The sequence below is a fragment of the Curtobacterium sp. MCLR17_034 genome (assembly GCF_003234485.1).
Taxonomy (GTDB): domain Bacteria; phylum Actinomycetota; class Actinomycetes; order Actinomycetales; family Microbacteriaceae; genus Curtobacterium; species Curtobacterium flaccumfaciens.
The window spans coordinates 59,824-86,822 of record NZ_QKTH01000003.1 but is presented as its reverse complement, the minus strand read 5'-3'; the positions used below and the strand labels follow the sequence as shown (position 1 = coordinate 86,822).

The 26,999-nt window shown below is 70.5% G+C and carries 26 protein-coding genes and 1 pseudogene; 11 read left to right on the top strand and 16 right to left on the bottom strand.

The window, feature by feature from the left end; all coding sequences use genetic code 11:
- The first annotated feature begins 4 nt into the window (after positions 1 to 4).
- Together DEI98_RS04910 and DEI98_RS04905 are read left to right on the top strand one after the other, a co-directional pair.
- Positions 5 to 625, top strand: a complete 621-nt coding sequence (locus DEI98_RS04910) for an isochorismatase family protein (RefSeq protein WP_181437944.1) — start codon at positions 5 to 7, stop codon at positions 623 to 625.
- Positions 622 to 2,133 (top strand): NAD-dependent succinate-semialdehyde dehydrogenase, encoded by a 1,512-nt coding sequence (locus tag DEI98_RS04905; RefSeq protein ID WP_375334807.1) that lies wholly within the window; start codon positions 622 to 624, stop codon positions 2,131 to 2,133. The genes DEI98_RS04910 and DEI98_RS04905 overlap by 4 nt, the downstream gene beginning before the upstream one ends.
- Before the next feature lie 76 nt (positions 2,134 to 2,209).
- Here the strand turns inward: DEI98_RS04905 and DEI98_RS04900 are convergent, their stop codons facing one another.
- From DEI98_RS04900 to DEI98_RS04855, 10 genes and pseudogenes are all read right to left on the bottom strand, one after another.
- Positions 2,210 to 4,063: an ABC transporter ATP-binding protein gene (locus DEI98_RS04900; RefSeq protein ID WP_111100110.1), complete on the bottom strand. Its 1,854-nt coding sequence runs from the start codon at positions 4,061 to 4,063 to the stop codon at positions 2,210 to 2,212.
- A 7-nt stretch (positions 4,064 to 4,070) separates the two neighbouring features.
- Positions 4,071 to 4,286 carry a hypothetical protein gene (locus DEI98_RS04895; RefSeq protein ID WP_027466417.1) on the bottom strand — a complete coding sequence of 72 codons (216 nt, stop codon included), beginning with the start codon at positions 4,284 to 4,286 and terminating at the stop codon, positions 4,071 to 4,073.
- Positions 4,287 to 4,608: 322 nt separating this feature from the next.
- Positions 4,609 to 5,988, bottom strand: coding sequence for an MFS transporter (locus DEI98_RS04890; protein ID WP_111100109.1), 1,380 nt, complete (start codon positions 5,986 to 5,988; stop codon positions 4,609 to 4,611).
- A 220-nt stretch (positions 5,989 to 6,208) separates the two neighbouring features.
- Positions 6,209 to 6,850 (bottom strand): annotated as a pseudogene (ribA, locus tag DEI98_RS04885) (GTP cyclohydrolase II); the annotation flags it as partial.
- 29 nt (positions 6,851 to 6,879) lie between these two features.
- Positions 6,880 to 7,956: a bifunctional diaminohydroxyphosphoribosylaminopyrimidine deaminase/5-amino-6-(5-phosphoribosylamino)uracil reductase RibD gene (ribD, locus tag DEI98_RS04880; protein WP_375334809.1), complete on the bottom strand. Its 1,077-nt coding sequence runs from the start codon at positions 7,954 to 7,956 to the stop codon at positions 6,880 to 6,882.
- Positions 7,957 to 8,047: 91 nt separating this feature from the next.
- Positions 8,048 to 8,602, bottom strand: a complete 555-nt coding sequence (locus tag DEI98_RS04875; protein ID WP_181437943.1) for a GNAT family N-acetyltransferase — start codon at positions 8,600 to 8,602, stop codon at positions 8,048 to 8,050.
- Positions 8,603 to 8,604: 2 nt separating this feature from the next.
- On the bottom strand, positions 8,605 to 9,615 hold the full coding sequence (gene trpS, locus DEI98_RS04870; RefSeq protein ID WP_111100105.1) for a tryptophan--tRNA ligase: 1,011 nt from the start codon (positions 9,613 to 9,615) through the stop codon (positions 8,605 to 8,607).
- A gap of 41 nt (positions 9,616 to 9,656) precedes the next feature.
- Positions 9,657 to 10,499, bottom strand: a complete 843-nt coding sequence (locus DEI98_RS04865; protein WP_110863349.1) for an exodeoxyribonuclease III — start codon at positions 10,497 to 10,499, stop codon at positions 9,657 to 9,659.
- Between the two features lie 127 nt (positions 10,500 to 10,626).
- The gene (locus DEI98_RS04860) at positions 10,627 to 10,899 is read right to left on the bottom strand and encodes an HPr family phosphocarrier protein (protein ID WP_022905912.1); all 273 of its coding nucleotides are present in this window, start codon (positions 10,897 to 10,899) and stop codon (positions 10,627 to 10,629) included.
- A 69-nt stretch (positions 10,900 to 10,968) separates the two neighbouring features.
- Positions 10,969 to 11,739 (bottom strand): DeoR/GlpR family DNA-binding transcription regulator, encoded by a 771-nt coding sequence (locus DEI98_RS04855; RefSeq protein WP_071406394.1) that lies wholly within the window; start codon positions 11,737 to 11,739, stop codon positions 10,969 to 10,971.
- Positions 11,740 to 11,990: 251 nt separating this feature from the next.
- On the opposite strand from DEI98_RS04855, the gene ptsP reads away from it, so the two are divergent.
- The 8 genes from ptsP (at position 11,991) to DEI98_RS18540 (ending at position 20,043) form a co-directional block, all read left to right on the top strand.
- The gene (ptsP, locus tag DEI98_RS04850; protein WP_111100104.1) at positions 11,991 to 13,649 is read left to right on the top strand and encodes a phosphoenolpyruvate--protein phosphotransferase; all 1,659 of its coding nucleotides are present in this window, start codon (positions 11,991 to 11,993) and stop codon (positions 13,647 to 13,649) included.
- Positions 13,650 to 13,717: 68 nt separating this feature from the next.
- Positions 13,718 to 15,274, top strand: coding sequence for a PTS mannitol transporter subunit IICB (locus DEI98_RS04845; protein ID WP_111100103.1), 1,557 nt, complete (start codon positions 13,718 to 13,720; stop codon positions 15,272 to 15,274).
- An 88-nt stretch (positions 15,275 to 15,362) separates the two neighbouring features.
- Positions 15,363 to 15,800, top strand: coding sequence for a PTS sugar transporter subunit IIA (locus DEI98_RS04840; protein WP_017888729.1), 438 nt, complete (start codon positions 15,363 to 15,365; stop codon positions 15,798 to 15,800).
- A complete protein-coding gene (locus tag DEI98_RS04835; protein ID WP_111100102.1) occupies positions 15,797 to 16,954 on the top strand; it encodes a mannitol-1-phosphate 5-dehydrogenase in 1,158 nt (385 codons plus the stop codon). Before DEI98_RS04840 ends, DEI98_RS04835 begins: the two co-directional genes overlap by 4 nt.
- 113 nt (positions 16,955 to 17,067) lie before the next feature.
- A complete protein-coding gene (locus tag DEI98_RS04830) occupies positions 17,068 to 18,000 on the top strand; it encodes an NADP-dependent oxidoreductase (RefSeq protein ID WP_111100101.1) in 933 nt (310 codons plus the stop codon).
- A 102-nt stretch (positions 18,001 to 18,102) separates the two neighbouring features.
- Positions 18,103 to 18,639, top strand: coding sequence for a DUF805 domain-containing protein (locus tag DEI98_RS04825; protein ID WP_111100100.1), 537 nt, complete (start codon positions 18,103 to 18,105; stop codon positions 18,637 to 18,639).
- Between the two features lie 82 nt (positions 18,640 to 18,721).
- Positions 18,722 to 19,288 (top strand): DUF805 domain-containing protein, encoded by a 567-nt coding sequence (locus DEI98_RS04820; protein ID WP_111095367.1) that lies wholly within the window; start codon positions 18,722 to 18,724, stop codon positions 19,286 to 19,288.
- The gene (locus DEI98_RS18540; RefSeq protein WP_181437942.1) at positions 19,285 to 20,043 is read left to right on the top strand and encodes a DUF805 domain-containing protein; all 759 of its coding nucleotides are present in this window, start codon (positions 19,285 to 19,287) and stop codon (positions 20,041 to 20,043) included. Before DEI98_RS04820 ends, DEI98_RS18540 begins: the two co-directional genes overlap by 4 nt.
- A gap of 69 nt (positions 20,044 to 20,112) precedes the next feature.
- Here the strand turns inward: DEI98_RS18540 and DEI98_RS04805 are convergent, their stop codons facing one another.
- From DEI98_RS04805 to DEI98_RS04780, 6 genes are all read right to left on the bottom strand, one after another.
- Positions 20,113 to 20,754, bottom strand: a complete 642-nt coding sequence (locus DEI98_RS04805) for a TNT domain-containing protein (RefSeq protein ID WP_111100099.1) — start codon at positions 20,752 to 20,754, stop codon at positions 20,113 to 20,115.
- Positions 20,755 to 20,805: 51 nt separating this feature from the next.
- A complete protein-coding gene (locus DEI98_RS04800) occupies positions 20,806 to 21,579 on the bottom strand; it encodes a succinate dehydrogenase iron-sulfur subunit (protein WP_017888736.1) in 774 nt (257 codons plus the stop codon).
- A gap of 1 nt (position 21,580) precedes the next feature.
- Positions 21,581 to 23,374 (bottom strand): succinate dehydrogenase flavoprotein subunit, encoded by a 1,794-nt coding sequence (sdhA, locus tag DEI98_RS04795; protein ID WP_111100098.1) that lies wholly within the window; start codon positions 23,372 to 23,374, stop codon positions 21,581 to 21,583.
- A 49-nt stretch (positions 23,375 to 23,423) separates the two neighbouring features.
- On the bottom strand, positions 23,424 to 23,870 hold the full coding sequence (sdhD, locus tag DEI98_RS04790; RefSeq protein ID WP_027466446.1) for a succinate dehydrogenase, hydrophobic membrane anchor protein: 447 nt from the start codon (positions 23,868 to 23,870) through the stop codon (positions 23,424 to 23,426).
- An 11-nt stretch (positions 23,871 to 23,881) separates the two neighbouring features.
- Positions 23,882 to 24,331 carry a succinate dehydrogenase, cytochrome b556 subunit gene (gene sdhC, locus DEI98_RS04785; RefSeq protein ID WP_111100097.1) on the bottom strand — a complete coding sequence of 150 codons (450 nt, stop codon included), beginning with the start codon at positions 24,329 to 24,331 and terminating at the stop codon, positions 23,882 to 23,884.
- A 78-nt stretch (positions 24,332 to 24,409) separates the two neighbouring features.
- Complete coding sequence (locus tag DEI98_RS04780; protein WP_258370741.1) at positions 24,410 to 25,645, bottom strand: glycosyltransferase family 1 protein; 1,236 nt, start codon at positions 25,643 to 25,645, stop codon at positions 24,410 to 24,412.
- Between the two features lie 166 nt (positions 25,646 to 25,811).
- Here DEI98_RS04780 and DEI98_RS04775 point away from each other — a divergent pair, with 166 nt between their 5' ends.
- Positions 25,812 to 26,927: a mannose-1-phosphate guanylyltransferase gene (locus DEI98_RS04775; protein WP_071244281.1), complete on the top strand. Its 1,116-nt coding sequence runs from the start codon at positions 25,812 to 25,814 to the stop codon at positions 26,925 to 26,927.
- The last annotated feature ends 72 nt before the right edge of the window (positions 26,928 to 26,999 follow it).

The following is a 26,999-nucleotide window of genomic DNA, read 5'->3' as shown; positions in this document are numbered from 1 at the left end:
ACCCATGGCAAGAGCACTGCTCGTCGTGGACGTCCAGAACGACTTCACCGAGGGCGGAGCGCTCGCGGTCGCCGGGGGAGCGGCGCTCGCGAAGCGCATCACCGCGTTCCTCGGTCGGCACGGGGACGAGTACGACCTGATCGTGGCGTCCCGCGACTGGCACCACGGCGACGACGACAACGGCGGACACTTCGCCGGACCCGACGGACCCGACTTCGTCGACACGTGGCCGGTGCACTGCGTCGCCGGGACACCCGGTGCCGACTACCACCCCGATCTCGACACCGCACTGATCGACGTCGACGTCCGCAAGGGGCAGGGCACGCCGGACTACTCGGCGTTCCAGGCCCGGACCGAGGCGGGCGTCCCGCTGGCCGAGGTGCTCGCCGAGCGCCGCGTGCACACGATCGACGTCGTCGGCATCGCCACCGACCACTGCGTCCGTGCCTCGGCGCTCGACGCCCGTGCCGCGGGCCTCGACGTCGCCGTGTACGAGGACCTGGTGGCCGGCGTCGACGTCGAGCGCAGCGCCCGGGCGCTCGACGAGATCCGGGCGGCCGGCGGACACGTCGACCGCAGCGACATGGACGAGGGCCTCGCGAACCCAGGAGGAGCACGACTGTGACCGACACCACCACGAACGAAACCACCACCACCACCACCGTCGCCGACGAGCACGTCCGCGTCGAGGGCGTCCCCACCGGACTCTTCATCGGCGGCACCTGGCGCGCCTCGTCGAGTGGGTCCACCTTCGCCGTGCACGACCCGTCGACCGGTGCCGTCCTGGCCGAGGTCGCCGACGCGACTCCCGAGGACGGCCTCGCTGCCCTCGACGCAGCCGCCGCGGCGCAGGAGTCGTGGGCAGCGACGGCCCCACGCAGGCGCTCGGACATCCTGCGCCGGGCCTTCGACCTGGTGCACGAGCACGCCGACGACCTCGCGGCCCTGATGTCGCTCGAGATGGGCAAGCCGCTGGCCGAGGCTCGCGGCGAGGTCGTCTACGGCGGCGAGTTCCTGCGGTGGTTCTCGGAGGAAGCCGTCCGCATCACCGGCGACTACCGCACGAACCCCGAGGGCACCGGCCGCGCGTTCGTGCTGAAGCGTCCGGTCGGCCCCGTGTACGCGATCACCCCGTGGAACTTCCCGCTCGCGATGGCGACGCGGAAGATCGGCCCGGCCCTGGCCGCCGGCTGCACGGTGGTCGCGAAGCCGGCCGATCTCACCCCGCTGACGACCCTGTTCCTGGTCGAGCTGTTCCGCCGTGCCGGGCTGCCGGACGGCGTGCTCAACGTGATCCCCTCGAGTGACGCCAAGGGACTGTCCGAGCCGATCATCGCCGACCCGCGCCTGCGCAAGCTGACGTTCACCGGTTCGACGCCGGTCGGTTCGGCGTTGCTCAAGCAGGCGGCGGACAACGTGCTCAAGACGAGCATGGAGCTCGGTGGCAACGCTCCGCTGCTCGTGTTCGACGACGCCGACCTCGACGAGGCGGTGGACGCGGCGATGCTCGCGAAGTTCCGGAACACGGGCGAGGCCTGCACCGCCGCGAACCGGTTCTTCGTGCAGGACGGCATCGCCGATGCGTTCGTCGCGGCCCTCACCGAGAAGGTGGACGCCCTGCGCGTCGGCCGGGGCACCGAGGACGGCACGACGCTCGGACCGCTCATCGACGACCGCGCCGTGGACAAAGCTGCCTCGCTCGTCGACGACGCCCTCGGCCGCGGTGCCCGGCTCGTCACGGGCGGCCACCGGATCGACCGCCCGGGCACCTTCTACGAGGCGACCGTGATCGACGACGTGCAACCCGGCTCGGAGATCATGACGACGGAGATCTTCGGACCGGTCGCCTCGGTCACGCGCTTCAGCACCGAGGACGAGGGGATCCGGCTCGCCAACGACACCGAGTACGGGCTCATCGCCTACGCGTTCACGACCGACTTCCGGCGCGGTCAGCGGCTCGCCGAGCGCCTGGAGACGGGGATGCTCGGGCTGAACACGGGCGTCGTCTCGAATGCGGCGTTCCCGTTCGGCGGTGTGAAGTCCTCGGGCCTGGGCCGCGAGGGGTCGCACGAGGGCATCGAGGAGTACCTCGAGACCGTCTACGTGCTGACGCCGGACCCCTTCGCCGCCTGAGCCAGAGCCAGAGCCAGAGCCCGAGCCCGAGCCTGGATCGACGGTACGGCCGCGGTACTCGCGGCCGTACCGGCAATCACACCAGCAGCTGGTGCTTCGCCAGGTCGCGGTAGAGCGGCGTCGACTCCACGAGCTCCGAGTGCGTGCCGCTGCCGACGACGCGGCCGTGCTCGAGCACGACGATCACGTCGGAGTCGACCACCGTCGACAGCCGGTGGGCGATCACGAGCAGGGTGCGGTCCTCGGCGACGGCGTCGATCGCGAGCCGCATCTTCTGCTCGTTGACCCCGTCGAGTGACGACGTCGACTCGTCGAGCAGCAGGATCGGGGGAGCGGCGAGCAGCGCGCGGGCGATGGCCAGGCGCTGTCGTTCGCCACCGGAGAGCATCACGCCGTCCTCACCGACCTGCGCGTCGAGACCGCGGGGATCGCGGTGCAGGACCTCGCCGAGGTTGACCGCCTCGAGCACCCGGACGCAGTCGTCCTCGGTGGCGTTCGGCGACCCGAGCAGCAGGTTGGCGCGGATCGTGCCGGCGAGCACGGGGGCGTCCTGCTCGACGTAGCCGATCTGAGCCCGGAGCTCGTCGCGGTCCATGCCGCGGACGTCGATGCCACCCAGGCGGATCACGCCGTCGGTGGGGTCGTAGAACCGCTCGATCAGCGCCAGGGTCGTCGACTTGCCGGCACCGGACGGACCCACGAGTGCGACGCGTGAGCCGCGGGGCACCCGGAACGACACGTCGTGAAGCACCACGTCGTCGGCCGGGCGCTCGTCGTCGACGCGATCCGGGCCTCCTGGACGGTCCGCGGGGTCGAACGCGACCGCGCCGTCGGCACCCGAGGCGTCCGCCTGGGCGCGGTACCGGAACGAGACGTGCTCGAACGCGATGGCGTCGTCGGTGGCGACGGCCGCGGCGGGCCGGACCGACTCGTCGTCCTGCGACTCCGTCGGCAGGTGCAGGATCTCCTCGATCCGGCCGAGCGCGCCGAGCGCCTGGGCGACGGCGACGGCCGCGCCCATCGCCTGGCCGAGCGGCATGATCATCATGAAGAGCAGCAGGATGAACGTGATGAGCGTCGCGATGGTGATGGTGCCGGCCGCGACCTGTGCACCGCCGACGCCCAGGACGGCGATGAACGCGACCTGCATGACGATGCTCGCGACGGGGACGACGAAGGCAGACATCTTGGCGATGTCGAGGCCGCGCTTGTAGGCCTCGGTCGCGTGGCCGTCGACCTCGCGCACCTCGCGTTCGGTGGCGCCGGCCGCACGGATCGTGCGGACCGCACCGATGCCGCGTTCGACGGCGGCGGTGAGGTCGCCGACCTTCTCCTGCGCACGCTTCGAGGCGACCCGGATGCGACGGCTCAGCCCGCCGACGACGACGATCGCGATCAGGACGATCACGATCACGATGCCGAGCAGCAGCGGGTCGATGATGGCCATCGCGACGATGGCGCCGATGAACGTGAGCGCGCCGCCGATCGACTCGATCAGCCCCTGGGTCAGGACGGCCCGCAGGAGCGTGGTGTCGCTGCCGACGCGGGACACCAGGTCGCCGGTGCGCCGCGTGTCGAACTCCGAGATCGGCAGGTTGAGGATGCGGGCGATGAGCTTGCGGCGGGTGGAGAGCACGACGCCCTCGCCCGCACGCTGCAGCAGGAAGTGCTGCACGCCGTTCAGCACCCCCGCGACGATGACGAGCCCGACCAGCAGCCACACGAGCGTGCTGAGGGTGTTGCCCTGCTGCACCGCGGTGATGACCTGGTTGACCAGGAGCGGCTGCGCGAGCGAGGCCCCCGCCCCGAGGACGCTCAGCACGATGATCACGACCATCGCGGGCTTGTTCTCGAACAGGTAGGACAGCAGGCGACCGAACGTGGCGCGGGGGCCGTCGGAGGTCTTCGGGCGTGCGAAGGGGAAGCTCATCGTGTTCCTAGTTTCTGCCGTACTTCTTGTGCACTGCCTGTCGGCTGACACCGAGCAGCGTCGCGATCTCCTGCCACGAGGCACCGGCGGTGCGGGCACGTCGCGCAGCGAGCTCTTCGGTCCGGTCGAGCTCACGGCGCAGCTCCCGCACGTTGGCGAGGGCGGAGAACGGGTCGTCCCCTGATGCTCCGGCCGCGAGGCTCGTGATGGTCGGTCGGTCCATGGGTGTCAACCTACATTGACGCACCGACATTCGTCAACCTGCGTTGACGGCGCGAGCCGTGCAGCATCGGGTGCGCAGACGCCGGCGTCTTCGTTCGACGCCGCCACGCGCGCGAGACGCCGCCGAATCCGGCGGCGTCTCGACGGGCATGCGGCGTCCCGCTGACACGACGGCGTGTTGCGCGGGGCGAGGCGCGCACACGACGGACGGGAGGCCCGGTGCCAGCTGGCACCCCTCCCTCGCAGGCTCGGTCGGCGCACCCCGCGCAACGCTTCGCGTCGCTGCTGAGCGGGGTGCGCCCGTCCCGCGGATGCGTCGCCGATCAGGCGTCGGCGATGTCCTTCGACTTCGTCTCGCGCACGAAGAGCAGCGCGACCAGCGTCACGACCGCGGCGATCGTCAGGTACAGGCCGACCAGGAAGATGTCGCCGTCCGGCTTCCAGAGCGCCAGTGCAATGGTCGGGGCGAGCGACGCACCGAGGATCGACGCGACGTTGTACGCGATTGCCGAGCCGGTGTACCGGACGTTCGTCGGGAACAGCTCGGGCAGCAGCGCACCCATCGGACCGAAGGTCAGCCCCATCAGCGAGAGCCCGACGATGAGGAAGGTCACCACGGTGATCGGGCCGCTCGACGCCGCGAACCAGAACTGGAACGTCAGGCCGAACAGCGCGATGCCGATCGTGGTCGGGATGAGGGTCTTGCGGCGGCCGAACTTGTCGGCGAGCAGCCCCGCGATCGGGGTGAAGATGCCGAAGAACACGACACCGATCATGAGCAGGGTCAGGAACTCGCCACGGGTGTACCCGAGGCCGACCTTCGGGACGAGTGCGCTGGCCTCGGAGCCGGTCGTGCCGTACGACAGGGTGAACGTCGTCATGAAGTAGAAGAGCACGTACGTGGCGACCATGCCGAACGTGCCGACGATGACGGCCCGCCACGAGGTGCGGAACACCCGGCCGAGCGGGACCTTCGCGACCGTGCCGGACTCCTGCACGCCCCGGAACACCGGCGACTCGACGAGCTTGAAGCGCACGTAGAGGCCGATGATGACGAGCACGGCGGAGAGCAGGAACGGGATGCGCCAGCCCCACGCCTGGAAGTCGGCGTTCGGGGTGCCGTCGGCACCGGCGGGCATCGCCGCGTTGATCGCGATGAACAGGCCGTTCGCGAGCAGGAAGCCGATCGGGGCACCGAGCTGCGGCATCGAGCCGAACACGCCGCGCTTGCCCTTCGGTGCGTTCTCGGTCGCGAGCAGGGCCGCACCGGACCACTCGCCACCGAGCCCGACGCCCTGGGCGAAGCGCATGACGGCGAGGAGGACCGGGGCCCAGACGCCGATCGTGTCGAACGTCGGCAGGCAGCCGATCAGGAACGTGGCGGTGCCCATCACGAGCAGCGACGCGACGAGGGTGGTCTTGCGGCCGATCCGGTCGCCGAAGTGCCCGAAGATGATCGACCCGACCGGCCGGGCGAAGAACGCCAGGGCGAAGGTGACGAAGGACGACAGCTGCGAGGCCGTCGGGTCCTCGTTCGGGAAGAACAGCGTCGGGAAGACGAGCACCGCGGCGGTCGCGTAGACGTAGAAGTCGTAGAACTCGATCGACGTGCCGACGAGGCTCGCGATGACGACGCGGGAGCGCGGGTTGCCGGCGGGTGGCGGAGCGGAGGTGGGGGTTGCGGGTGCCGGGGCGGCGGTCATGACAGGGCGAGGTCTTCCGTGCTGCGTGCTCCCAACGGGGAGCACGAGGATCCGAAACGGCGGACACCGATCGGTTCGCGCGGGGTGGCGCGGGCACCGATCGGGTGCGTTCGGCTGAGGGGGGACCGCTTGTGACGGAAGCCCGATCATACGACAGATGTCGTCTGCCTGCGAATCAGCCCAGAGTCAGCTGGCCGAAGCGTCTGCCTCCTGCGCGCGCTCAGGCGCCCGCGCCCGCGCCCGCGCCGGCTCCCGCTTCGAGGTGCTCGGGCAGTTGGTGGCCCATCCGGTCGCGCTTCGTGTCGAGGTACCCGGCGTTCTGCGCCGAGATGCCGACGACGAGCGGCACGAGGGAGTCGACGGTGATGCCGTGCTCCTCGAGCTGGCGGCGCTTCTCCGGGTTGTTCGACAGCAGCCGGACCCGGGTGATGCCGAGGTCGGCGAGGATGCCCGCGGCGCCGCCGTAGGCACGGGAGTCGGCGGGCAGGCCGAGCGCGAGGTTGGCGTCGAGGGTGTCGAGACCGTCCTCTTGCAGGCGGTAGGCCTTGAGCTTGTTGATGAGACCGATGCCGCGGCCCTCCTGCCCGCGCAGGTAGATGACCACACCGCCCTCGGCCGCGATCGTGTCGAGCGCGGCGTCGAGCTGGGGGCCGCACTCGCACTTCAGTGACCCGAAGGCCTCACCGGTCAGGCACTCGGAGTGCACCCGGACGAGTGCGCCGTCGGTGGGCATCGAGCCGTCCGGCAGGGTGCCGATGATCGCGACGTGCTCCGCGCTCGTCACGAGGTCGCGGTAGGCGCGCATCTGGAAGGTGCCGTGGGTGGTCGGCACGTTCGTCGACACCTCGAACTTGACCGGGCTCCCCGGCGTGGGGGAGGTCAGCGCATCGGTCATGGGGTGCTCCGGTCGTTCGTGGGCCCGTCGTTCCCGAGCCCGGGTGTCGCGTGCTGCTGCTGGCGGTGCTGGTTCTCGTGCTGCGGACGGTGCGGTCGGGCTCGGACCAGCAGGTCGGGGCCGAGGCTGGTGGTCGATAGTACGTCCAACCGCCGACGGTCGGAGATGCTTCCCACGCCCAGGTCGTCGAGGGCGACCCGGGGTCCGCCGAGCAGCACCGGGGCGATGTACACCAGGTACTCGTCGACGAGTCCGGCGGCGATGAGCGCCGAGGCGACCGTGGGACCACCTTCGACGAACACCGAGTGCACGCCGTGCCCGCGCAGGGCGCCGAGTGAGGTGGCCAGGTCGTGTCCGGGCAGGGTGACGAACCCGCGCGGGTGCCGACGGACGGCGGCGTCGGCAGGCACCGGGCGGTCACCGAGCACCACGGCGAGGGGCTGGTCGGCGAGCAGTTCGCCGGCGTCCCCGCGCGCGGTCAGGCTCGGGTCGTCGGCCAGGACGGTGCCGGTGCCGACGAGGATCGCGTCGTGGGCGGCGCGCTGTTCGTGGACGTGCTGGCGTGCGGCGGCGCCGGTGATCCACTTGCTCGTGCCGTCGGCAGCGGCGGCGCGCCCGTCGAGGCTGGACGCCCACTTCACGGTGACCCACGGTCGGCCGAGCCGGACCGAAAGCAGCCACCGTTCGAGGAACGCCTCGGCCTGGGCGGCCAGGACCCCGGAGACGACCTGGACCCCGGCGGCACGGAGTCGGTCGGCGCCGCCGTGCACGTCGGCTCCGGGGTCGTCGATCGCGTACACGACCCGGGCGATCCCGGCGTCGAGCAGGGCCACGGCGCACGGCCCCGTGCGGCCGACGTGGTTGCAGGGTTCGAGGGTGACGACCGCCGTGGCACCGCGCAGCAGTGCCGGGTCGACCTTGGCCATCGCGTCGACCTCGGCGTGCGGGGTGCCGGCGCCCTTGTGCCACCCCTCGGCGAGGACCTCGCCGGTGGGGGAGAGGATCACGGCGCCGACGCGGGCGTGGTCGCCGACGACGGGCCCGAGGGCCGCGAGTTCGAGCCCGCGGCGCATCGCCCGGACCTCGGTGGGTCGTGCCGTGTCGCTCACGGGCCGAGCCTACCGGCGGCGGTTGGGTGACACGTCACCACGGATGTGAGCGCGTTCAGGCGACGGGCCAGGGGAGTTCGGAGGCGGGAGTGCCATCGGCGCGTCGCAGTGCGGTCCACGCCGTGGTCGGGCCGCCGTCCCGGTCCGGGACCCGGGCTGCGCCGAGGCCCGTGAACGAGAACCCGGCCGCACGGGCGACCGCTGCCGACGCTGCGTTGCCCTCGTAGCACTCCCAGTAGACGTCCGGCGCGCCCTGCTCGAACGCCCAGTCGACCACGAGCCGGACGGCGTCGTGCATGAGTCCGGCACCGCGCGCGGACGGTGCGAGCCAGAACCCGAGGTCACGACCGGCGGTGCGGTAGCTGATGATGCCCGCGAGCCACGTCGAACCGGCCGGTCGGATCGCCCACGTGTACTCGCGGTCCGATGCCCACCCCGGTCCGACCAGGGCGTCGACGAAGGTCCGGGCGTCCTGCTCGCGGTACGGCGTCGGCACCGTCGTCCACCGGACGATCACCGGGTCCTGGCAGGCCTCGGTGATCGCGGCGGTGTCGGCGCGGGTGGGCAGGTCGAGCCGGACCCGCGCCGACTCGAGGGTGACGGGCTGCACGGTCAGCCGCGCGACCGCGGGACGAACCCGATGCGGTCGTAGACGCGGGCCAGGGTCTCCTGCGCGATCGACTCGGCGCGGTCGGCGCCGACGGCGAGCAGCCGGTCGAGCTCCGCCGGGTCGTCGAGCAGTTCGAGCGTGCGGGCGCGGACCGGTTCGAGCTCGGCCACGACGGCGTCGGCGACCTCGCCCTTCAGGTCGCCGTAGCCCTTGCCGGCGAACGACTCCTCGAGCGCGGCGATCGAGGTGCCGGTGAACGCCGACAGGATCGACAGCAGGTTCGTCACACCGGGCTTCGTCTGGCGGTCGGCCCGGATCTCGCGCTCGGCGTCGGTGACGGCCGACTTGACCTTCTTCGCGGTGCGCTTCGGGTCGTCGAGCAGGCGGATGAGGCCGTTGTCCGACGCTGCGGACTTGCTCATCTTGCTGGTCGGGTCCTGCAGGTCGTAGATGCGCGCGGTCTCGGTCAGGATGCGTGCCTCGGGCGTGACGAAGGTGTCACCGAACCGCGAGTTGAAGCGTCCGGCCAGGTCGCGCGTGAGTTCGACGTGCTGGCGCTGGTCGTCCCCGACCGGCACGACCTTGGTGTCGTAGAGCAGGATGTCCGCGGCCATCAGGATCGGGTAGGTGAAGAGCCCGACCGACGCGGCCTCGGCGCCCTGGCGTGCCGACTTGTCCTTGAACTGGGTCATCCGGCTCGCCTCGCCGAAGCCGGTCAGGGTGTTCAGCACCCAGGCGAGCTCGGCGTGGGCGGGCACGTGCGACTGCACGAACAGCGTCGCCTTGGACGGGTCGATGCCCGACGCGATGTACTGCGCAGCGGTGGCCCGGGTGTTCGCGCGGAGCTCGGCCGGGTCCTGCGGCGAGGTGATGGCGTGCATGTCGACGACGCAGTAGATGGCGTCGTAGTCGTCGAGCAGGGTCCTCCACTGCATGAGCGCCCCGACGTAGTTGCCGAGGTGCAGCGATCCGGCGGACGGCTGGATGCCCGAGAAGATGCGGGTCTTGGTCATGGTGGTGCTCCGGTGCGTCAGGTGAAGCGAGAGAAGAGGGGTCAGAGTTCGTAGTCGACGACCACGGGGGCGTGGTCGGACCATCGCTGGTCGTACGCCGCGGCGCGGTCGACCGTGTACTCCGTGACCTTGGCGGCCAGGTCGGGCGTCGCCATCTGGTAGTCGATGCGCCAGCCGGTGTCGTTGTCGAAGGCCTGACCGCGCCACGACCACCACGTGAACGGGCCGTCGACGTCGCCGGCCTGGGCGCGGCCCACGTCGACCCAACCGAGCCCGGGACCCGTGGAACCGTCGGCACCCTCGACCGGTTCGCCGTCGGCGCCGAAGAACCGCGAGAAGTAGGCGCGCTCGCGCGGCAGGAAGCCGGCTCGCTTGACGTTGCCCTTCCAGTTCTTGATGTCGCGCTCGTCGTGCCCGACGTTCAGGTCACCGACGACGACGGCGAGCGGGTTGTGCGCCCGGAGTGCGGGCAGCCGCTCGGTCATGGCGTCGAGGAACTTCCACTTCTCGTCCTGCTTCGGGGTGTCGACCTCGCCCGAGTGCACGTAGGTGGAGACGACGGTGACGGTCGTCCCGCCGATCTCGTAGTCGGCCTCGAGCCAGCGGCCGGCCGAGTCGAAGTCGTCCGGGCCGAGCGCGACGCGGTGGATCTGGGCGGAGTGTCGGGATGCGATCGCGACGCCGGCCCGACCCTTCGCGGTCGCCGGGTCGTGCACGATGTCCCACTCGTCGCCGAGCAGCGCCGCCAGGTCGTCGCTCGACGCGCGCACCTCCTGCAGGGCCAGCACGTCGACGTCGCGGGTGGCGAGCCAGTCGCCCATGCCCTTGCGGAAGGCGGCGCGGACGCCGTTCACGTTGACGGATGCGAGGCGCAGGCGTGTCATGCAGAACACCTTATCGGCGGGTGCCGACAGCCCTGGACGCCCCCACGGACGCACGGGAGGCACGGTGCCAGCTGGCACCGTGCCTCCCGTCCGTCTGGTGGTCGCGTGCAGGACGCGACCTGCGCGATCAGGCCGCGTCGTGGTCCGTCTTGAGGAACTCGACCAGGCTGTCCGCGGTGGTCTCGGCGTCGTCGCCCGAGACGGTGAGGGTGACCTCGTCGCCGTTCTCGATGCCGAGCCCGAGCAGGGCGAGGATGCTGCCGGCGTTCCCGGACTTGTCGCCCTTGGCGATCGTGACCTGGTGCCCCGACGCCGTCACGGTCTGGACGAAGAGGGATGCGGGGCGAGCGTGCAGGCCGGATGCGCTGGCGACGGTCACGGTGCGGGTGGCTTCGGACATCGATGTACTCCTGTCGATGGGTGGTTGGCTCATGCTAGCGAGCACTGGGTGGGCGGGGACGGGGCGCGGTCAGGGTCGGCCGGGCCAGAAGACCTCGGTGCCGGCGGCCTCGACCTCGCGGACCAGGTCGAGGTTGACGGCGGGGTCGGTGATGATCGTGTCGATCGCTGCGAGCGGGGCGACGCGACCGAACTCCTCGCGGCCGAACTTGGTGTGGTCGGCGAGCAGGATGCTCCGTCGGGCGGACTTGATCATCGCGCTCTTCACGGCGGCCTCGGCCATGTTGTGGGTCGTCAGGCCGCGCTCCGGCGTGATGCCGTTGATGCTGATGAAGGCGACGTCGACGCTGACCATGCCGATGAGCTGGTGCGTCCAGGTGCCGACGCCGGCCAGGGAGTCGCTGCGGATGTTGCCGCCGAGCAGGTGCAGGTCGATGCCCGGGCGGTTCGCGACGGCGGTGGCGACGGGGAGCGAGTGCGTGACGACGGTCAGCCCGCGGTCGGTCGGCAGCAGCTCGGCCAGGCAGATGGTCGAGGTGCCGGCGTCGATCATGATCGAGCCGTTCTCGGGCAGTTCGGCCAGGGCGGCCTCGGCGATGACCATCTTCTCGGTCTGGTTGATGCCGCCACGGTCGCCGACGCCGGGGTGCAGGGTGATGCGCTCGACGGGGATCGCACCGCCGTGCGCACGACGGACGAGGCCGCGGCGTTCCAGGCTCGTCAGGTCGCGGCGGATGGTCTCGGGCGTGACGGCGAGCGACTCGGCCAGGTCCTTGACGTCCACCCGGCCCTGCGCGCGCGCCTGCTCGACGATGCGCTGGTGGCGTTCTGGTGCGTACATCGGACCTCGTCGTCTCGGGTCGGAACGGAACGGACATGCTCGGGCACGACATCCGGGATGTCGTCCCCTGCGTTCGATCCGCCAGACGCAAACGGGCATCTGTTTCTGCATTTTTATCCCCGGATGTGTTTGTTTGTCAACGCGAAGCGGGGTAGTGTGCTGATCAGCCGCACGGGCGTGGTCTGTTCCCGTGTCGTGTGCACCGAACGATCCACCCCACCGCAAGCGCGTGTGAGATGAAGGAGTCTCGAATGTCCGAACTGCTCGGCACCGGCGTCGGCCGTGGCGTTGCCCACGGCAACGTGCTCCGGATGGCTGACCCGCTCGGCGAACCGTCGAAGGACGCCCTGGTGGGCTCGGCGGACGACGCGAAGCAGGCCGTGCACGACGCACTGGCCGCCGTGGCGGACGACCTCAACAAGCGCGGACAGCTCGCCGGTGGCGACGCCCAGGCCGTGCTCGAGGCCCAGGCGCTCATGGCGCAGGACCCGACGCTCCTCGACGACGTGCACACCCGCATCGACGGTGGCACCAACGCCGAGCGCGCCGTGTACGAGGCGTTCGCCCAGTTCCGCGACCTGCTCGTCGGCATGGGCGGCTACATGGGGGAGCGCGCGGCCGACCTCGACGACGTCGCCCAGCGCATCATCGCCAAGCTCCGCGGCGTGCACGCCCCCGGCGTCCCCGAGTCGGACACCCCCTTCGTCCTCGTCGCCCGCGACCTCGCCCCGGCGGACACCGCGCTGCTCGACCTCGAGAAGGTCCTGGCGCTCGTCACCCGTGACGGTGGCCCGACCTCGCACACCGCGATCCTCGCCCGTGCCAAGGGCATCACCGCCATCGTCGGCGTGACCGGTGCCGACGACCTGGCCGACGGCCAGTCCGTCGTCGTGGACGCCATCGCCGGCACGGTCGTCACCGACCCCGACGCCGCATTGGTCGCGGACGTCGAGCGTCGCATCGCCGACCGCCTCGCCGCCGCAGCGGCACCGCTCACCGCCGGTGCCCTCGCCGACGGCCACGTCGTGCCCCTGCTCGCGAACCTCGGCAGCCCCGCCGACGCCGCCGGCGCCGTTGCTCTCGGTGCGGAGGGCGTGGGGCTCTTCCGCACCGAGTTCCTCTTCCTCGACTCGCCGAAGGCCCCCACGGTCGACGAGCAGACCGAGTCGTACCGCCAGCTCCTCGCGGCGTTCCCCGGCAAGAAGGTCGTCGTGCGCGCGCTCGACGCCGGCGCCGACAAGCCCCTGCCGTTCCTCACCGACAAGGACGAGGAGAACCCGGCCCTCGGGCGCCGCGGCCTGCGTGCCCTGCGGAACCACCCCGAGGTCCTGCGCGACCAGCTCACCGCGCTCGCCCAGGCCGACGCCGCGACCGAGGCCGACCTGTGGGTCATGGCCCCGATGGTCGCCGACGCCGAGGAGACCGAGTACTTCGTCACCCTGGCCCGTGAACTCGGCATCCGCACCGCGGGTGTCATGGCCGAGGTGCCGTCGCTCGCGCTGATGGCCGAGCAGGTGTTCCAGAACGCCGACTTCGTGTCGATCGGCACGAACGACCTGACCCAGTACACGATGGCCGCCGACCGCATGCTCGGCACCGTCGCGTCGTACCAGGACCCGTGGCACCCCGCCGTCCTGCGCCTCGTCGCGCAGCTCGGTTCCGCGGGCGCCACCGCCGGCAAGGCCGTCGGGATCTGCGGTGAGGCAGCAGCCGACCCGCTGCTCGCCGTCGTCCTGGTCGGTCTCGGCGCCACGACCCTCTCCATGACCCCCGCGGCCCTGGCCGACGTGCGCGCCGAACTCGGTCGCTACACGCTCGAACAGGCCCGCGAGATGGCGACGGCGGCACTCGCCGCGAGCACGGCGGCGGCCGCGAAGTCCGCTGCCGCGTCCGCGGTGCACGCCGCCTGACCCACCACCCCCAGCACCACCCCTCCCAGCACCACGCAGCAGCTCCACCACACAGAAAGTCACCGCACATGACAACGTCGTCCGTTGCAGCGCCCGACGCACCCGCGAAGTCGCGGGGCGGCGCACGCGTCGCCGTTCAGAAGTTCGGCACGTTCCTCTCCGGCATGGTCATGCCCAACATCGCGATCTTCATCGCGTGGGGCATCATCACGGCCTTCTTCATCGAGACCGGGTGGACGCCCGTCGGCGTCCTCGGTGGGTTCGGTGAGACGGCCGGCGTCGCCAACCCCGGCCTCGTCGGCCCGATCCTGACCTACCTCATCCCGCTCGCGATCGCCATCCAGGGCGGCCGGATGATCTACGACACCCGCGGTGCCGTCGTCGGGTCGATCATGACCATGGGTGTGATCATCGGTGCCTCCGGCACCACGATGATCCTCGGCGCGATGATTTGTGGCCCGCTCGGTGCCTACCTGATCAAGCAGATCGACCGGATCTGGGACGGCAAGATCAAGCCCGGCTTCGAGATGCTCGTCAACAACTACGCAGCCGGGATCCTGGGCTTCGTCCTCGCGATGATCGGGTTCTTCTGGCTCGCGCCGCTGTTCAAGCTCATCGCCGAGGGCCTCGGCTCCGCGGTGGACTTCCTCGTGCAGCACTCGCTCCTGCCGCTCGCCAGCGTCATCATCGAGCCGGCGAAGGTCTTCTTCCTGAACAACGCCATCAACCACGGTGTGCTCGACCAGCTCGGTGCGGCGCAGGTCGCCGAGTCGGGCAAGTCGATCCTGTTCCTGCTCGAGGCGAACCCCGGCCCCGGCCTCGGTCTGCTGCTCGCCTTCACCTTCTTCGGTGTCGGCATCGCCCGCTCGACCGCTCCCGGCGCGATCATCATCCAGTTCTTCGGTGGCATCCACGAGATCTACTTCCCGTACGTGCTGCAGAAGCCGATCCTGTTCATCGCGGTCATCCTCGGTGGTGCCACGGGTGTCGCCACGAACGTCGCGTTCCAGTCCGGCCTCGTCGCCCCGGCGTCGCCCGGCTCGATCTTCGCGGTGCTCGGCGCCACGGAGCGCAACAGCTTCCTCGGCGTGATCCTGTCGGTCATCCTGTCCGCCGCGGTGTCGTTCGCGGTCTCGTCCTTCTTCCTCCTCGCCAGCCGCAAGCGCGACCTGGCGAACGGTGGCGGTGACATGAGCGCCGCCATGGCGAAGCTCCAGGCGAACAAGGGCCGCGACGTCAACTCGGCGACCGCCGGCCTGCTCGGCAACAACTCCCCGGCCAACGAGGAAGAGGCCGAGGCCTCCCTCGGCGGCGTCGGCTCGGCCAGCACGGCGACGGCGACGAAGGTCCAGAACCTGGTCTTCGCCTGCGACGCCGGCATGGGCTCGAGTGCGATGGGCGCCAGCGTCCTGCGCAACAAGATCAAGAAGGCGGGCATCGAAGGGGTCACGGTCTCCAACAAGGCGATCGCGAACCTGTCCGGTGACGAGGACCTGATCATCACGCAGGCAGAACTGACGGACCGCGCGAAGCAGAAGAACCCGAACGCACAGCACGTGTCGGTCGGCAACTTCATGAACGCTCCGCAGTACGACCAGGTCGTCGAGCAGCTGAAGAACCAGTAACGCCACAACCAGTAACGAAGTGCAGTATCGGAGGGGACGGGGCTGACCCGTCCCCTCCATCTCGTCCTCAACACAAGGAGAACCCCCGATGCCCGTCCTGCAGGAGAGCCAGATCCGCATCCACACCGAGGACACCGCGCCGACCAAGTCGGAAGCGATGAAGGAGGCGGCCGAGATCCTCGAGGCTGCGGGCGCGGTCACGGCCGACTACTACCCGGCCATGCTCGAGCGTGAGAAGAGCGTGTCCACCTACATGGGCAACTTCCTCGCCATCCCGCACGGCACCAACGACGCGAAGGACGCCATCAAGTCGTCCGCCCTGTCGTTCATCCGCTACGCCAGCCCGATCGACTGGGACGGCAACCCCGTGCGCTTCGTCGTCGGCATCGCCGGTGTGAACAACGAGCACCTCGACATCCTGTCGAAGATCGCGATCGTGTTCTCCGACGAGGACGAGGTCCAGAAGCTCACCGACGCGGCCGACACCGCCGCGATCCTCGCGATCCTCGGCGAGGTCAACGAGTGAGCACCAGCACCGCCGTCCACTTCGGCGCCGGCAACATCGGCCGCGGCTTCGTCGGGCTCCTGCTCCACGAGGCCGGGTACGAGGTCGTCTTCGCCGACGTCGCCGCCCCGCTCATCGACGCCCTGGCCGCAGCCGACTCGTACACCGTGCACGAGGTCGGCGCCGGCGCCCAGGACCACGAGGTCACGAACTTCCGCGCGCTGAACAGCGCCCAGGACGAGGACGGCGTGGTCGCCGAGATCGCGAAGGCCGCGATCGTCACGTGCGCCGTCGGCCCGAACGTCCTGAAGTTCATCGCCCCGGTCATCGCCCGCGCGCTCGTCGCCCGCGACGCGGACGCCGCACCGATCGCCGTCATGGCGTGCGAGAACGCCCTCAACGCCACGGACCGCCTGCGCGAGTTCATCGTCGCCGCCCTGCCCGAGGACGGCCGCGACGCAGCCCTGGCCAACGCCGTCTTCGCGAACACCGCCGTCGACCGCATCGTGCCCGCGCAGCCCGAGGGTGGCGGACTCGACGTCACCGTGGAGACCTACTTCGAGTGGGCCATCGACCGCACGCCGTTCGGTGGGAACGAGCCGGAGATCCCCGGCGCGCACTACGTCGACGGCCTCGCGGCGTCGATCGAGCGCAAGCTCTTCACGGTGAACACCGGGCACGCCACCGTCGCGTACCACGGCTTCGTCGCCGGGGCCGACAAGATCTCGGACGCCATCGCGATCCCCGCCGTGCGCTCCGAGCTCGAGTCCGTGCTCGCCGAGACGAGCGACCTGCTCATCCGCCGGCACGAGCTCGACGCCGAGGTGCACCGCGCGTACGTGCAGGCGATCATCGGCCGGTTCGAGAACCCGCACCTGCCCGACACGGTGACCCGCGTCGGCCGTCAGCCGCTCCGCAAGCTGTCGCGCGACGAGCGGTTCGTCTCGCCCGCCGCCGCGCTGGCCGAGGACGGTACCGAGCCGACCGCGCTCCTCGACGCGATGGCCGCGGCGCTCCGCTTCGACGTCGCGGACGACGAGCAGAGCGTCGAGCTGCAGGCGCTGTTGGCATCGGACGCGTCCGACGCGGACGTGGCCACGCAGATCACCGGTCTCGCTGCGGAGCACCCGCTCCACGCCGCGTTCACCGAGCGGATCCGGTCCGCGCGCGCCTGATGACGTCCGCAAGGGCGGCTTGACGACGTCCGCACGGACGGACGGGAGGCCCGTCACCGGCTGGTGACGGGCCTCCCGTCCGTTCCGGGGTCGCGACGCGTACCGTCGCCCGCATGACGAAGCACTGGGTGGCCCCACGGTTCGGCGGCAGCGAAGTCCTGGAGTACGTCGAGGCGGAGGTGCCGGTACCCGGCCCCGGCGAGGTCACGATCGACGTCCGCGCCGCCGGCATGAACCCCGCAGACACCAAGCACACCCGCCAGGGCGACCCCGCGGACCTGCCCATCGCCGTCGGCTACGAGGTCGCCGGCGTCCTGTCCGCCGTCGGCCCCGACACCGAGATCGCGTCGGGTGGGGGAACGGTCGGCGACGAGGTCCTCGCGTTCCGCGTCAGCGGCGGCTGGGCCGAGTCGGTCACGGTGCCCGCGGCCGACGTCTTCGCGAAGCCCGCTTCGCTCGGCTTCCCGGAGGCCGCCAACCTGCTCCTCGCCGGCTCGACCGCCGCCGACATGCTCCGCGTCACCCGCGCGGAGGGGCGCGACACCGTCCTGGTGCACGGCGCATCGGGCGCGGTCGGCGTCAGCCTGCTCCAGCAGCTACGGCTGCTCGGCACCCGCGTCATCGGCACCGCGTCGGAGCGTGGTGCGGACGTCGTGCGACGCTTCGGTGGCGAGTGGGTCGCGTACGGCGACGGCCTGGAGGCGCGTGTCCGTGATCTCGCACCCTCCGGCATCGACGTGGCACTGGACTGCGTCGGTACCGACGAGGCCGTCGACGTCTCGCTCGCGTTGGTCGCGGACCGGTCACGGATCGTGACGATCGCCGCGCAGGCGCGGGCCGCATCGGACGGGATCGCCGCGGTGGGCGGCGCGCAGCCGGCGAGCAAGGCCTTCCGTAACTCGGTGCGGCAGTGGCTCATCGACCTGGCTGGTGCCGGACAGCTCGAGGTGCCGGTGGCGCGGACCTTCCCGCTGGCGGAGGCGAAGGCGGCGGCGGAGCTGCTGGAGTCCGGGCATCCCGGGGGCAAGCTCGCGCTCCTGCCCTGACAGCATCGTCGGACAGGAGTCGTTCCCGCGGATGACGCTCGCCGGCTCGGGGGAGTGCCACACTCTGTGTGGACCGACAGCCGCGCCGGAAGGAACCGACCGATGAGCGACCAGTACCCGCCCCGTGACCCCTACGGCCAGCAGCAGGGCCTGTACGGACAGCAACCGTGGGGGCAGCAGCCTCCGGGGCAGTACGGGCAGCCCGGTCCGGGTCGGCCGAGTGGTGGGAGGTCCGAGCCGCCGCTCTGGGCACCCTGGTACGGCATCCCCTTCCCCCAGGCGTTCCTGCGGTTCTGGAAGAAGTACGTGCGCTTCGACGGTCGGGCCAGTCAGTCGGAGTACTGGTTCTGGGCGCTCTGGTACCTCATCGGTTCGGCTGCCGCCGGCATCATCGGCAGCGGGTTCGACGTGCTGCCGTTCGTCGACGACGGCTCAGACGGACTCGGCAGTCTCTGGAGCCTGGCCTGCGCGCTCGGTTTCATCGCGTTGACCGTGCGGCGGCTGCACGACGTCAACCTCAGTGGTCTGCTCGCCCTGTTGTTCATCATCCCGCCGATCGGCATCCTGTTCTCGTTGATCATCGGCCTGATGTCGTCGAACCCGCAGGGGCAGCAGTACGACCGTCCGCTGCCGGGGTGACGCGCGGTACCGGTTCTGACCGCCGCTCAGGAGTTCTGGTTGACTCGACCGTGAACATCAGCCAACACTCGAGGGGGACCACGTGAGCGACCAGTACCCGCAGGATCCGAACAACCAGCCGAACGCCCAGTTCGGCGGCGCACCGCAGTACGGCCAGCAGCCGCCGACCGGACCGAACGGCGAACCGCCGCTCTGGGCACCGTGGTACGGGATCTCGTTCGGCAAGGCCGTCGGCCGCTTCTTCAAGAAGTACGCCACGTTCAGCGGTCGTGCCAGCCGGAGCGAGTTCTGGTGGTGGTACCTCGCCAACGCGATCGTCGGCATCGTCCTCGGCATCCTGTACGCCATCGGTTTCGCGACCTCCGAGCGCTCGACCGTGTCGATGTCGTCCTCGACGTCGACCAGCGTCCAGTCCACCGTCACCGAGCCGTCCGCGCTCTTCGTCATCTCGGGCATCCTGTTCCTGCTCTGGGGCCTCGCGATCATCATCCCGACGCTCGCCCTCGGCTGGCGCCGCCTGCACGATGCGAACCTCCCCGGTGCGCTGTGGATCATCGCGATCTTCGTCGGCATCGTCGGCATCGTCTTCGGCCTGCTGCCCTCGAACCCGCAGGGCGCGCGGTACGACCGCCCCGTCTCGAGCCGATGAGCAACGACGGGACGCCCCAGTGGGGCCAGCCCGGCGGCGATCAGCAGCAGGGACAGCCGGGGTTCGGCGAGCAGCCCGGGTACGGGCAGCAGCCCGGCTACGGCGAGCAGCCTGGGTACGGGCAGCAGCCTGGGTACGGGCAGCAGCCTGGCTACGGGCAGCAGCCCGGGGACGGGCAGCAGCCTGGCTACGGGCAGCAGCCCGGCTACGGACAGCAGCCGTACCAGCAGTACGCCCAGCCGTACGTCGGTGGGTACCCGCAACTGGCGGAGCCGATACCGGTCGGCCCGGACGGCGTTCCGCCGCTGTGGGCCCCCTGGTACGGCATCGGGTTCCTCGACGCGTTCCTCCGGTTCTTCAAGAAGTACGCCCGCTTCGACGGCCGTGCCGGTCGCAGTGAGTACTGGTACTGGTTCCTGGCCAACGCCATCGTCACGATCGTGCTCTACGGGGGCTTCATCGCCCTGCTGATCGCCACCAGCCCGACCACCACCGTCGTGGACGACTACGGGTACTCGCGCGACGTGTCGGGGGCGCCTTCGCCGTTCGCCTTCGTGCTGCTCGGGCTCTTCGGGCTGTGGTGGCTCGCCACCCTCGTGCCGAACCTGGCACTCGCGTGGCGCCGCCTCCACGACGCGAACCTGCCGGGCCCGCTCTGGTTCGTGTCGCTCATCGCGAGCCCCGCGGCCATCGTGTTCGGCTGCCTGCCGTCGAACCCGGCCGGTGCGCGGTACGACCGCCCCGACCTGCGGTAGTTCCACGAACGAGAACAGCCCGCCCCGCGCTTCGAGCGCGGGGCGGGCTGTTCTCGTGTCGGGGAGGGCTCAGACGACCCGGAGGCGGACGAGTGCGCCGTCGACCACCAGGTCACGCACGGTGGCCGACGGGTCGGCGATCTGGAAGCGCAGGGCGCCGCCCGGCTGCTCGAACCACGGCTGGACGAAGCGGACGTTCACCAGGAACGGCCGGTCGACGACGTAGCGGTGAGTCTCCGGCGAGGAGGTCACGTGCGGGGGCAGCGACCGGCTGGGCAGCGGGGTGTCGAGCGGGTGCAGCAGGTAGCCGTCCGGGCCACCGATGCGGTCGACGGGGACACCGGCCGGGATCTGGATGGTCAGCCCCTGCTCGCCGGCCTGCGCGACCTGCTGCGCGAGCTGCGGGTAGGTCGACGCTGCGCGGTCGCGGAGCCCCTCGAGCTCATGACGAGGGATGTCGCGGGGCTCCGGGAACGGACGGTTCAGGAAGCGGCGCAGCATCTCGACCGCGTCGTCCTCGCCCGTGGCCTGCGCGAGACGACGAGCCGTTCCGTAGTCGACGACCTCGAGCGCGTAGCCGGAGGCGTCGGTCTGGACGATGCGGAGCGCCCCCTCGACCGGCGGTTCGAGCAGGGTCTCGCCGGGGAGCTGCACGTACCGGGTCGTGTAGCCGAGCTGGTCGAGGATGGGGCGGGTGTCCGCGAACGTCATGGTCGGGAGCCTATCGGTCGACGTGGTGCTGGGCCTTGGACGGAGCCGGGACTACGCGCGGCCGCGCATGATCGCCTGCTTGACCTCGGAGATCGCCTTCGTCACCTGGATGCCACGGGGGCACGCGTCGGTGCAGTTGAAGGTCGTGCGGCAGCGCCAGACGCCTTCCTTGTCGTTGAGGATGTCGAGACGGACGTTCGCGGCGTCGTCGCGGGAGTCGAAGATGAACCGGTGTGCGTTCACGATCGCCGCGGGGCCGAAGTACTGCCCATCGGTCCAGAACACCGGGCAGGACGACGTGCACGCGGCGCAGAGGATGCACTTCGTGGTGTCGTCGAAGCGGGCGCGATCGGCGACGGACTGCACGCGCTCCTTGCCGGGCGTCGGGGCCGACGAGGACTGCAGGAAGGGCTGCACCTCGCGGTAGCTCTGGAAGAAGGGCTCCATGTCGACGACGAGGTCCTTCTCGAGCGGCAGGCCCTTGATCGCCTCGACGTAGATCGGCTTCGAGACGTCGAGGTCCTTGATCAGGGTCTTGCACGCCAGGCGGTTGCGACCGTTGATGCGCATCGCGTCGGACCCGCAGACGCCGTGTGCGCACGAGCGGCGGAAGGTCAGGGACCCGTCCTGCTCCCACTTGATCTTGTGCAGGGCGTCGAGGATGCGGTCGGTCGGCAGCATCATGACGTCGAAGTCCTGCCAGCGCGGCTCGTCGTCGACGTCGGGGTCGAAGCGACGGACGATGACCGTGACGGAGAAGGATCCGGGAGGGGCGTCCTGCACGGTGTCGGTGCGCGGTGCCTCGGAGACCAGGGTGTCGGTCATCTCAGTACTTCCTCTCCATCGGCTGGTACCGCGTGATGACGACGGGCTTCCAGTCGAGCGTGATGTGGTCGTCGGCGAGTGACGAGTGCGGGTCGCCCGTCAGGTACGCCATGGTGTGCTGCATGTAGTTCTCGTCGTCGCGCTTCGGGTAGTCGTCGCGCATGTGGCCGCCGCGGCTCTCCTTGCGGTTGCGCGCGGAGTACACGACGACCTCGGCCAGGTCGAGCAGGAACCCGAGTTCAACGGCTTCGAGCAGGTCGGTGTTGAACCGCTTGCCCTTGTCCTGCACGGAGACCTGCATGAAGCGGTTGCGGAGCGTGTGCAGCGTCTCGGTGACGCGGGCGAGCGACTCGTCCGTGCGGAACACCTGGGCGTTCTTGTCCATCTCCTCCTGCAGCTCCTTGCGGAGGGCGGAGACGCGCTCGGTGCCGGTCGAGGCACGGAGCTGGTCGAGCATGCCGCGGACGCCGGCCGCCGGGTCTTCCGGCAGGGGGAGGAACTCGGCGGTCTGGACCCACTCGGCGGCGTTGTTGCCCGAGCGCTTGCCGAAGACGTTGATGTCGAGCAGCGAGTTGGTGCCGAGGCGGTTGGAGCCGTGCACGGAGACGCAGGCGCACTCCCCGGCGGCGTACAGGCCGGGGACGACGGTGGTGTTGTCGTAGAGGACCTCGGCCTTGACGTTCGTCGGGATCCCGCCCATCGCGTAGTGCGCGGTCGGCATGACGGGCACTGGCTCGACGACGGGGTCGACACCGAGGTACGTGCGGGCGAACTCGGTGATGTCCGGCAGCTTCGTCTCGAGGACCTCGGCTCCCAGGTGCGTGCAGTCGAGCAGCACGTAGTCCTTGTTCGGTCCGGCGCCGCGACCTTCGGCCACTTCCTGCACCATGCAGCGCGCGACGATGTCACGCGGTGCGAGGTCCTTGATGGTGGGGGCGTACCGCTCCATGAAGCGCTCGCCCGAGGCGTTCCGGAGGATCGCGCCCTCGCCGCGGGCGCCCTCGGTCAGCAGGATGCCGAGCCCGGCGAGCCCGGTCGGGTGGAACTGGAAGAACTCCATGTCCTCGAGCGGCAGGCCCTTGCGCCACACGATGCCGACGCCGTCGCCGGTCAGGGTGTGCGCGTTCGAGGTGGTCTTGTACATCTTGCCGAAGCCGCCGGTCGCGAAGATCATCGCCTTGGCGTGGAAGACGTGCAGCTCACCGGTCGCGAGCTCGAACGCGACGACGCCGGCCGGCTGCTGGCGGGTGACACCGTCGTCACCGACGACGTCGACCATGATGAGGTCGAGCGCGTAGAACTCGTTGTAGAACTCGACGCCGAGCTTCACGCAGTTCTGGAACAGCGTCTGCAGGATCATGTGCCCGGTTCGGTCTGCTGCGTAGCAGGCCCGGCGGACCGGGGACTTGCCGTGGTCGCGGGTGTGGCCACCGAAACGGCGCTGGTCGATCTTGCCCTCGGGCGTGCGGTTGAACGGCAGGCCCATGTTCTCGAGGTCGATGACGGCGTCGATCGCCTCTTTCGCGAGGATCTCGGCGGCGTCCTGGTCGACCAGGTAGTCGCCGCCCTTGATCGTGTCGAAGGTGTGCCACTCCCACGAGTCCTCTTCGACGTTCGCGAGGGCCGCGGCCATCCCGCCCTGCGCCGCACCGGTGTGCGACCGGGTGGGGTAGAGCTTCGAGATGACGGCCGTCTTCGCCTTCGGGCCGGCTTCGATCGCGGCTCGCATACCCGCGCCTCCGGCGCCGACGATGACGATGTCGAACTGGTGGTGGTGGACGGTGGTCTCGGTCACAGGGGTCTTTCCGTAGACGGTGGGAACGCGGGCAGCAACGGTGGTGGTGCTACTGCGCCGGGCAGAAGGACGGCAGGTCGGCGGCAGCGGCGCCGGCGGGGCACGGGTCGAAGGTCCAGCAGACGAGGAGCCCGAGGACGATCAGCACGACGCAGGCGGCCAGGATCGCGACGAGGAGCGTCTTCCGGATGCCCGGCTTCGACACGTAGTCGTTGACGATGGTGCGCATGCCGTTCGAGCCGTGGATGAGGGCGAGGACCAGCATGAGCGAGTCCCAGACCTGCCAGAAGGGGTTCGCCCACTTGCCGGCGACGAAGGCGAAGTCGATCTGCTTGACGCCCTCGCCGGCCACCATGTTGACGAAGAGGTGGCCGAAGATCAGCACGACGAGCAGCACGCCCGAGGCGCGCATGTAGATCCAGCCCCACTTCTCCCAGTTGGTGGTGCTGCGGGCGGCCGCGGCCGAGCGGGGAGGTTCGACGATCTGCGTGGTCATCTTCGTGCCCCTCAGTTGAAGTCCGCGACGAGGTTCATGAGCTGGCGGGGCAGGAAGCCCGCGATCGCCACCGCCCACAGGACCATGACGATCCAGAACATGGCCCGCTGGTACTTCGGGCCCTTCGACCAGAAGTCGATCAAGATGATCCGCAGGCCGTTGAAGGCGTGGAACACGATGGCCATGACGAGCGCGATCTCGCCGAGGTTCATGATCGGGGTCTTGTACGTGCCGATGACCGCGTTGTACGCCTCGGGTGAGAGCCGCACGAGCGCCGTGTCGAGGATGTGCACGAGCAGGAAGAAGTAGATCGCGACGCCGGTGATGCGGTGGAGGACCCACGACCACATCCCGATCGAACCGCGGTAGAGCGTGCCCTGTGGCGTCCGAGAAGCCCGTGGAGCTTCAATCGAGACGTCGGGCACCGCGGTCGTCGTACCCCCGCCGGTGTGCTCAGCCATGAGCTCGTCCTTCCATAGGACGGGCTCGCCCGATCGGCGAGCCCTTGCCGTTCGTGTTCGTGTGGAACACGACCCATCCTATGCGCGGGCGCTGACCTTCTCGTCCCGACCTGCCCGGAGGCCCCGTCCGACGGGCGGCGCGCCGATGGTGCGGGCCGTGTCGTGGTGGTCGAGGAGCTGGTCGCCGACGGCCTCCCAGGTGGTGCCCTCGACCCGGAGCCGACCGGCGGAACCCATCCGCTCCACCAGCGCGCGGTCGTGGTGCAGCCGCAGGACCGCGTGCCGCAGGGCCTGCGGCGCATCGGCGTCGTAGAGCTCGCCGTCGAGCCCCGGGGCGACCAGGTCGAGCGGGCCGCCGGACGCCGGCGCGATCACGGGCAGGCCGGAGGCGTGGGCCTCCTGCAGGGTCTGCCCGAAGGTCTCGGCCGGACCGGTGTGCACGAACAGGTCGAGCGACGCGTACGCGTCGGCGAGTGCGTCGCCGCGCAGGGGGCCGGTGAAGGTGACGTCGAGGTGCCGGAGCCGACGTTCGAGCATCGCCCGCGACGGACCCCCTCCGGCCACGACGACCCGGATGCCGGGGACGCCGCCGAGTTCGGCGAGCCGCTCGACCTCCTTCTCCGGGGCCAGGCGTCCGACGTACCCGACGATGGTCTCGCCGTTCGGTGCCAGGCGGCGTCGGAGTGCCCGCACGTGCCCGGTCGACCGGCGCGCGGGGTGGAACAGCTCGGTGTCGACGCCGCGACCCCAGCGGGCGACGCGGGGCACGCCCTCCTCGGCGAGCATCGCGGCCGTCGCGCTCGACGGGGCGAGCGTCAGCGAGGCGCCGGCGTGGATGCGTCCGAGGATCTTCCGCACCAACGGGACGGTCGCGGTCAGGCCGTTGCGGCGGGCGAACCCGGCCACGTCGGTCTGGAAGACGGCGACGGAGGGGATGCCGAGCCTCCCGGCTGCCGTGATCGCGCGCCCACCCAGCAGGAACGGACTGGCGGCGTGGAGCACGTCGGCGCCGGAGGCGGCGAGGATCGTGTCGAGCACCGGGTGGGGGAGTGCCACCGGGAACTGGCGGTAGGCGACGGCGGGGATACGGTGGACGTCGAAGGAGCGGTAGCGCTCGACGGCGCTGCGCGACCGGAACTGCGCCAGGCCGGGGGTGTCCGGGGCGATCACGACCGCGCGGTGACCCCGTCGTTCCAGGTGGTCGAGGACCGCCAGGACACTGGTGGTCACGCCGTTGAGGGTGGGCAGGAAGCTCTCGGTCACGACGGCGACGGTCCGGGGGGACGTGCCGCGCTCCACGCTGCGTGCGCTCATGGTGCTGCCCATGCTCCGGGCGTGACGTGACCCGGCGGGGCCGACGACGTGAACGGGACGCGCGCGCCGGGTGAACAACGCGACGGCCGACGCTGCGGGAGCCCGCATGCGGGAATCGTGCGGAGACCACCCAGGATCCACCCGGTGGGACCGGTACGGTGAGCGCGTGGCTGACGCTCTCGAAGACTTCTACGCGATCATCCCCGCAGGGGGCATCGGATCGCGCCTGTGGCCGTTGTCGCGCGCGGACGCACCCAAGTTCCTGCACGACCTGACGGGTTCCGGCACCTCGCTGCTGCGGCAGACCTGGGACCGCCTGGCGCCGCTCGCCGGCGACCAGCGGATCATGGTCGTCACCGGCCGTGCGCACCGGGTGGCGGTGGAGTCGCAGCTGCCCGGCGTCGAGGACCACAACGTGGTGCTCGAGAGCGAACCGAAGGACTCCACGGCCGCCATCGGCCTGGCCGCGGCGATCCTGGTGCGCCGCGAGCCCGACGTCGTCATCGGCTCGTTCGCCGCCGACCACGTCATCGGTGACGCACGCGGTTTCCGCCGCTCGGTCCGCGAGGCCGTCGCCGTCGCCCGTGCCGGCTACGTCACCACCATCGGCATCACCCCGACGGAACCCGCGATCGGCTTCGGCTACATCAACGCCGACACCGCCGCGCTCGACATCGAGGGCGCCCCCACCGCGCACGCGGTGAAGTCGTTCGTCGAGAAGCCGGACCTCGACACCGCCCGCTCCTACGTCGAGCAGGGCAACTACCTCTGGAACGCCGGCATGTTCATCGCGCGCGCCGACGTGCTGCTCGCCGAGATCGGCCGGACGAAGCCCGAGCTGCTGGCCGGCATCAACGAGCTCGCCGACGCCTGGGACACCTCGGCCCGCGGCGCCGTCGTCGACGCCGTCTGGCCGATGCTCGAGAAGATCGCGATCGACTACACGGTCGCCGAGCCCGCCGCTGCCGCCGGACGCATGGCGGTCGTCCCCGGTGACTTCGACTGGGACGACGTGGGCGACTTCGCCTCGCTCGCCAAGCTGCAGTCCGGCGGCCGGCCGAACAACCTCGCGGTGCTCGGGGACGGTGCCCGCATCCTGGCGGACTCGTCGAGCGGCATCGTGATCTCGCACAGCCAGCGGCTCATCTCGCTCATCGGCGTCGAGGACATCGTCGTCGTGGACACCCCGGACGCGCTGCTCGTCACCACGAGCGCGAACGCACAGCGGGTGAAGGGCGTCGTGGATGCCCTGAAGATCAGCGGCCGCGGCGACGTCCTGTAGCGCTCCATCCACAAACCCCTCGAACTGGGGGTGCGCGGGTGGCCCCGCGTTACGGGCGCGTTTCGGCGGGGT